At 67.1% G+C, this 5383-nt stretch carries 3 protein-coding genes and 1 pseudogene; 1 reads left to right on the forward strand and 3 read right to left on the reverse strand.

The window, feature by feature from the left end:
• Positions 1-152 precede the first annotated feature (152 nt).
• Positions 153-1712: a DHA2 family efflux MFS transporter permease subunit gene (locus tag FVW27_RS07005; protein WP_167123882.1), complete on the forward strand. Its 1560-nt coding sequence runs from the start codon at positions 153-155 to the stop codon at positions 1710-1712.
• Between the two features lie 110 nt (positions 1713-1822).
• Here FVW27_RS07005 and FVW27_RS07010 read toward each other — a convergent pair whose 3' ends face one another.
• From FVW27_RS07010 to FVW27_RS07020, 3 genes and pseudogenes are all read right to left on the reverse strand, one after another.
• Positions 1823-3085 carry a glycosyltransferase family 4 protein gene (locus tag FVW27_RS07010; protein ID WP_167123884.1) on the reverse strand — a complete coding sequence of 421 codons (1263 nt, stop codon included), beginning with the start codon at positions 3083-3085 and terminating at the stop codon, positions 1823-1825.
• A gap of 379 nt (positions 3086-3464) precedes the next feature.
• Entirely contained in the window at positions 3465-4649 is a 1185-nt protein-coding gene (locus FVW27_RS07015; protein WP_167123886.1) for a response regulator, read from the reverse strand.
• Positions 4650-4755: 106 nt separating this feature from the next.
• Positions 4756-5383 (reverse strand): annotated as a pseudogene (locus tag FVW27_RS07020) (hypothetical protein); the annotation flags it as partial.

A 5383-nucleotide genomic window follows, 5' to 3' on the forward strand; every position in this document is an offset into this window, starting at 1 on the left:
TGCGCGGTGAAGGGGCTGGCGCCAGTGCCGGGCAGGCGGCGAAGCCCGCCGCCAACGGTACGGGTTCCGCTTCGGGCGTGGCGCCGGGCATGGCCAACGCCACCGCACCCGCCCTGTCGGCCCCCAGGCAGTAGCCGGTACGGCAGCCCCGCATGTCGAAAGATCCCGAATCGGTCAACCGCTGGCTCATCACCCTGGCGGTGATGGTGCCCACGCTCATCGAAATCCTGGATACCAGCGTGGCCAACGTCGCGCTCAAGCACATTCAGGGCAGCCTGGCCGCAGGCGAGGAAGAGGTGACCTGGGTGCTCACCTCGTACCTGGTGGCCAACGCCATCGTCATCCCCATGAGCGGGTGGCTGGCGCGGCTCATGGGGCGCAAGCGCTTCCTCATGTTGTCCATCGCCGTGTTCACCGCCAGTTCGCTGCTGTGCGGCGCGGCCACCAGCCTGGCCCAGATCATCCTGTTCCGCATCTTTCAGGGGCTTGGCGGCGGCGGGCTGCAACCCATGTCGCAGGCCATCCTGATGGAAACCTTTCCGCCCCAGCAGCGCGGCATGGCCATGGGCATCTTCGGCGTGGGGGTGGTGCTGGGCCCTATCCTGGGGCCGCTGATGGGCGGCTACCTGACGGACAACTTCACCTGGCGCTGGATCTTCTACATCAACCTGCCGGTGGGGCTGCTGGCGCTGTATCTGGCCGGGGCCTTCCTGTTCGACCCTCCGTACATGGAACGCCGCCAGCGTGGCGAGGTGGTGGACTACCTGGGGCTGGCCCTGCTGACCACGGGCATCGGCGCGTTGCAGATCGTGCTGGACAAGGGCCAGCAGGACGACTGGTTCAGCTCGCCCTTCATTACTGCGCTGGCCGTGGTTTCTGCCGTGTCGCTTGTGGGGCTGGTGTTCTGGGAACTGCGCCACCCAAGGCCGGTGCTGGATTTCCGCATTCTGAAGAACCGCAGTTTTGCCATTGGCAACGCCGTGATGTTCTTTGGCTTTTTCGCATTTTTCGGGTCCATCGTGCTGCTGCCGCTGTTCCTGCAGGGGCTGATGGGCTATACCGCCTATCTCGCGGGCCTGGTGCTGGGGCCGGGGGGCATGCTGGCCCTGGTGTTCATGCCCGTGGCGGGCAAGCTGACCGAGCGCATCGACGCCCGCTGGATGCTGGCCTTCGGCATGCTGGTGTGCGCGTATTCGCTGCACATCATGGCCGGGTTCAACCTGTACATCGACTTCGGTACGGCGGCCTTTGCCCGGGTGCTGCAAGGCGTCGCCATGCCGTTCTTCTTCGTGTCGCTGTCGGTGGTCACCTTCGCCTACGTCCCGCGCGAGGCCATGAACACCGCCTCCCCCCTGTACAACCTGCTGCGAAACCTGGGCGGTTCGTTCGGGGTGGCCTTCGTCACCACGCTGCTGGCCCGGCGCACCCAGTACCACCACAGCGTGCTGGCAGAGGACATGACGCCCCTCTCGCCCGCCTACCAGTTGAGCTTCGAACAGATTCGCAACGGGTTGGCCATGCAACTGGGCGAAGTGGCCGATCTGGCCGAGCGCACCCGCGTGGTTATCTATCAGTTGCTCCAGCGCGAGGCATCCGCCCTGGCTTTCAACGATGCCTTCTTTTCACAGGGGGCCATCTTCCTGCTGCTGTTCTTCTGCGTGTGGTTCATGCGCAGGCCGCCGCGCGGCAAGCATGAGGGCTTTGTGGAGTAAGCGACGGGTGTTGTTTTCTGCCTGCCTGTGCGTTTGAATATTGATGAAAAACGACCGCCGCTCTCGGAGAGCGGCGGTCGTTTTTTTGCGTGTGCGTTGCGGAAGGTGGATCAGCGTACTGCGCCTTCGGCCAGTTCCGCGCGTACGGCTTCGATGACTTCCAGATACCGGGCAAAGACCTGCTCGTCGTCCTCCACGCAGCCGAAGTCGGTACCGGCCTCCACCTCGCGCAGGTCGAAGATGGCATTGGCCAGCGCCCACGGTTCCGGCTGGTCCAGCACCCGACCCGTGCGGCCGTCGTCGATGATGTCGCAGGCGCCCGTGGCGCGGGTGGTCACCGTGGGCACGCCCATGGCCTGCGCCTCGGCCACCACGTTGCCGAAGGTGTCATAGAACGAGGGGTGGCAGAGCACGTCGAGCCCGGCGTAGAAGCGCGGCATGTCGGCGGCCTTGACCTTGCCGAGGAAGACCACCCGCTTGTCCACCCCCAGCGACGCGGCGTAGTCGGCGTATTTGCGGTTGCGCCGCCCCCCGGCCACCACCAGCACGTATTCCTCGGGCAGGTGGGCCAGCGCGGCGATGAGCCGGTCCAGTCCCTTTAGTTCGAAGTTGCTGGAACAGAACCCGATGGCCCGGTGCTTTTCGCGCAGCCCCACCAGGCGCCGGGATTCGCCGCGCAGGTCGGTGAAGCGGCGGATGTTGAAGCGCCGGGTGTCCACCCCGTTGGGGATGACCACCACGGTGGCCGGGGAATGGGGAAACTGGCGTGCCACGGCGGCCCGCACGTTCTGCGAGATGGCGATGATGCGCCGGGTGGCCGGGTGGTTGTATATCTTGCGGTCCAGCACGGCCATCAGCAGGTTGTTGGGGTTCAGCAGGCGCGAGAGTGCCTTGGTGAACCGCCGCAGGGGCGAGCGCTGCGCCGCCAGGCTGTTGTGCATGAAATCGCGGTGCGGCCCGCCCGACCGGTGGATGTGGCAGCCCGCCATGTTGCCGAAGCTGACGCTGATGGTGGTCGGGGGCAGTTCGCGCAGGGCGCGGGTGGCGGCAAGGTGCAGGCCCAGGTTTTTCATGAACCGGCCCGGCCTCCACAGGCCCAGCACCCGGATGTCCACGGCCAGTGGTGCGGCGTTGGGATCGGCCTGCGGGGCGTCGCCGTGCTGGCGCAGGGTCGGGGCCTTGGCGCCGGGCACGTCGGGGGCCATTTCGCCGCACAGCACGCGCACGGGCACGCCGTGGGCGCGCAGGTATTCATGGAAGCGGTAGCAGAAATGTTCCACTCCGCCGTAGCGCGAGTAAGTGCGGATGAACAGGGCAACCTCTGGCGGGACGGACTCGGGATGTGGAGACGCGTGGTGTGTTGCCCCGTGCAAGGGGGCACCCTGTTGAGCAGCCTGGTGGGCATCCTGTTGAGCAGGCTCGGGTTGGGGGCCGTCGGGCGTGGGAGCGGTGGGCGTGTCTGGCATGGCTGGGGGGGTGGGGGTGTACGCCGGGGCGCGGAAAAAGGGCGAAAAGCCCGAACGTCCGCTTGGTCTAGCAAACGGCCCCGACCGGTGCAAGGTCGGCATGGAGTGGGCGGGTTCGCCCGCCGGGGCACGGTGCCGCCTGCGTCATCCGGTCCCCTGCGGCCCCATCCGTCCGCCCTGTCCCCTTGCGTTGCCCCTTGCCCCGTTACCTCGTGTTGATCCGTCGGGCAGTTGCCACAGGCCAGCCCAGGCTGGCACATGCGGGTCGTGATTGCGGGGCGCTGCCTCAGCCCTGCGCGCCCGGGGGCGGGTTGTCCTTTTCGCTGCGCGAACGGCTTTCCTCCAGCGTTTCCTCGGAGTCGGCGTAGCGGTCGGCAATGTCGCGAAAGGTTTGCAGGTTGGCCAGGAAGGCGTCCACCACGTCCGGGTCGAAGTGCGACCCGCGCCCCTGACGGATGATCTCCACGGATTTCTCCATGTCGAACGGCGGCTTGTATACCCGGCGGCTGATCAGCGCGTCGAACACGTCGGCCAGGGCCATGAGCCGGGCAGAAACGGGAATCCCGTCGCCCGAAAGCCCCTGCGGATAGCCGCTTCCGTCCCATTTTTCGTGGTGGCAGTGGGCGATCTCTCGCGCGTGGCGCAAGAACGAAACCGGCGTATCCAGCTGTTTTTCCGCCGCGATGATGGCGTCGCGCCCCAGCGCGGGGTGGCGCTTCATGTCCTCGAATTCCTCCGGCGTGAGCTTGCCGGGCTTCAGCAGGATGCGGTCGGCAATGCCCACCTTGCCAATGTCGTGCAGCGGGGCGGACTTGAACAGCAGGGGGATGTCATCCGGCGTGAGCGCGGCGGAAAAGCGCGGATGCTCGGACAGATGTTGGGCCAGCACCTTCACGTAGTGCTGGGTGCGGCGAATGTGGTTGCCGGTCTCGTTGTCGCGCGTTTCGGCCAGCGAGGCCATGGCCATGATGGTCACGTCCTGTACGGCGGCCAGTTCGCGCATGCGGCGGGCCACCTCGTCCTCGAGGAATTCGTTCTTGTCCTTCAGGAAGTCGCGGGCGGTCTTGACCTGCAGGTGGGTGCGCACCCGGGCCAGCATGATGGACGGGCTGACCGGCTTGGTGATGTAGTCCACGGCGCCCAGTTCCAGGCCGATGCGTTCGTCGTCCTCTTCCGACAGGGCGGTGAGGAAGATCACCGGCACGTCCGCCGTGCCGGGCAGTTCCTTCAGCCTGCGCAGCACGGTGTAGCCGTCCATGCCGGGCATCATGATGTCCAGCAGCACGAGGTCCGGCGGGCTGCCGGATGACAGGATGCGCAGGGCCTTTTCTCCGCTGTTGGCCACCTTGACCCGGTAGGTGTCCTTCAGCAGATCGCTGAGCAGGGTCAGGTTGTCGGCGGTGTCGTCCACCACCAGCACGGTGCGCCGCACGTCGTCAGCGGGAAGGGGGGGAAGGGGCGTGTCGGGCATGGCTGCCTCTCGTGGCTGGGGTGACTTGGTGCGGGGCATGGGGCGAGATACGGAAAGGGACTGGCGTTTGGCGGCGTTGCGTCAGGTGCAGTGATCCGCCGCCCGGTCATCCGTCGCGCGCTGGCCGGGCCGAGCGCAGCATTTCCAGGGCGGCTTCGAATTCGAAGGCGCGCAATGCCTCGCCCATGCCGGTTACCAGGGGTTGCCCCAGGGCGGCGCGCAGGGCTTCCGCGTGGGTGTTGAAAAGGTCCACTGCCTCGCTGTCGTCTTCCTCGATGAGTGCCTCCAGCCGGTCAAGGAACGCGTCAGGCAGCGCGTCAGGCAGCGCACCAGACAGCGCATCGGGCAATGCGTGTGGCGGTCCATCCGCAACGCCATCGCGCGCAACGTTGCCGTCCGTCAGGTCATTGTCCGGCAGGCCGCTGCCTGATCCGGCGGGCGCGTCCGCTGGGACGACTGGCGGGACGACTGGGGCGACGACTGGGGCGACGGCGGGCACGGCGACGTGTGCATTGTCCTTCGTATCTTGGGGAACGGCGGCGCTGGTCGTGCCATCCGGGCCGGGGCGCGCCTCGTCCAGCAGGCCGTACATGGCCCGCACCGCCTCATCCAGCGAGATGTGCAGCCGTGCCAGCACATCCGCCGTGTGTTCCGGCGGGGCCTCGTGGCGCAGTGCCGCCTCAAGGTCGGCGGCCTGGGATTGCACCGTGCGGGCGCCCAGGGTGCCCGCCACG

This window comes from Nitratidesulfovibrio liaohensis (genome assembly GCF_011682075.1).
Classification (GTDB): Bacteria; Desulfobacterota; Desulfovibrionia; order Desulfovibrionales; family Desulfovibrionaceae; genus Cupidesulfovibrio; species Cupidesulfovibrio liaohensis.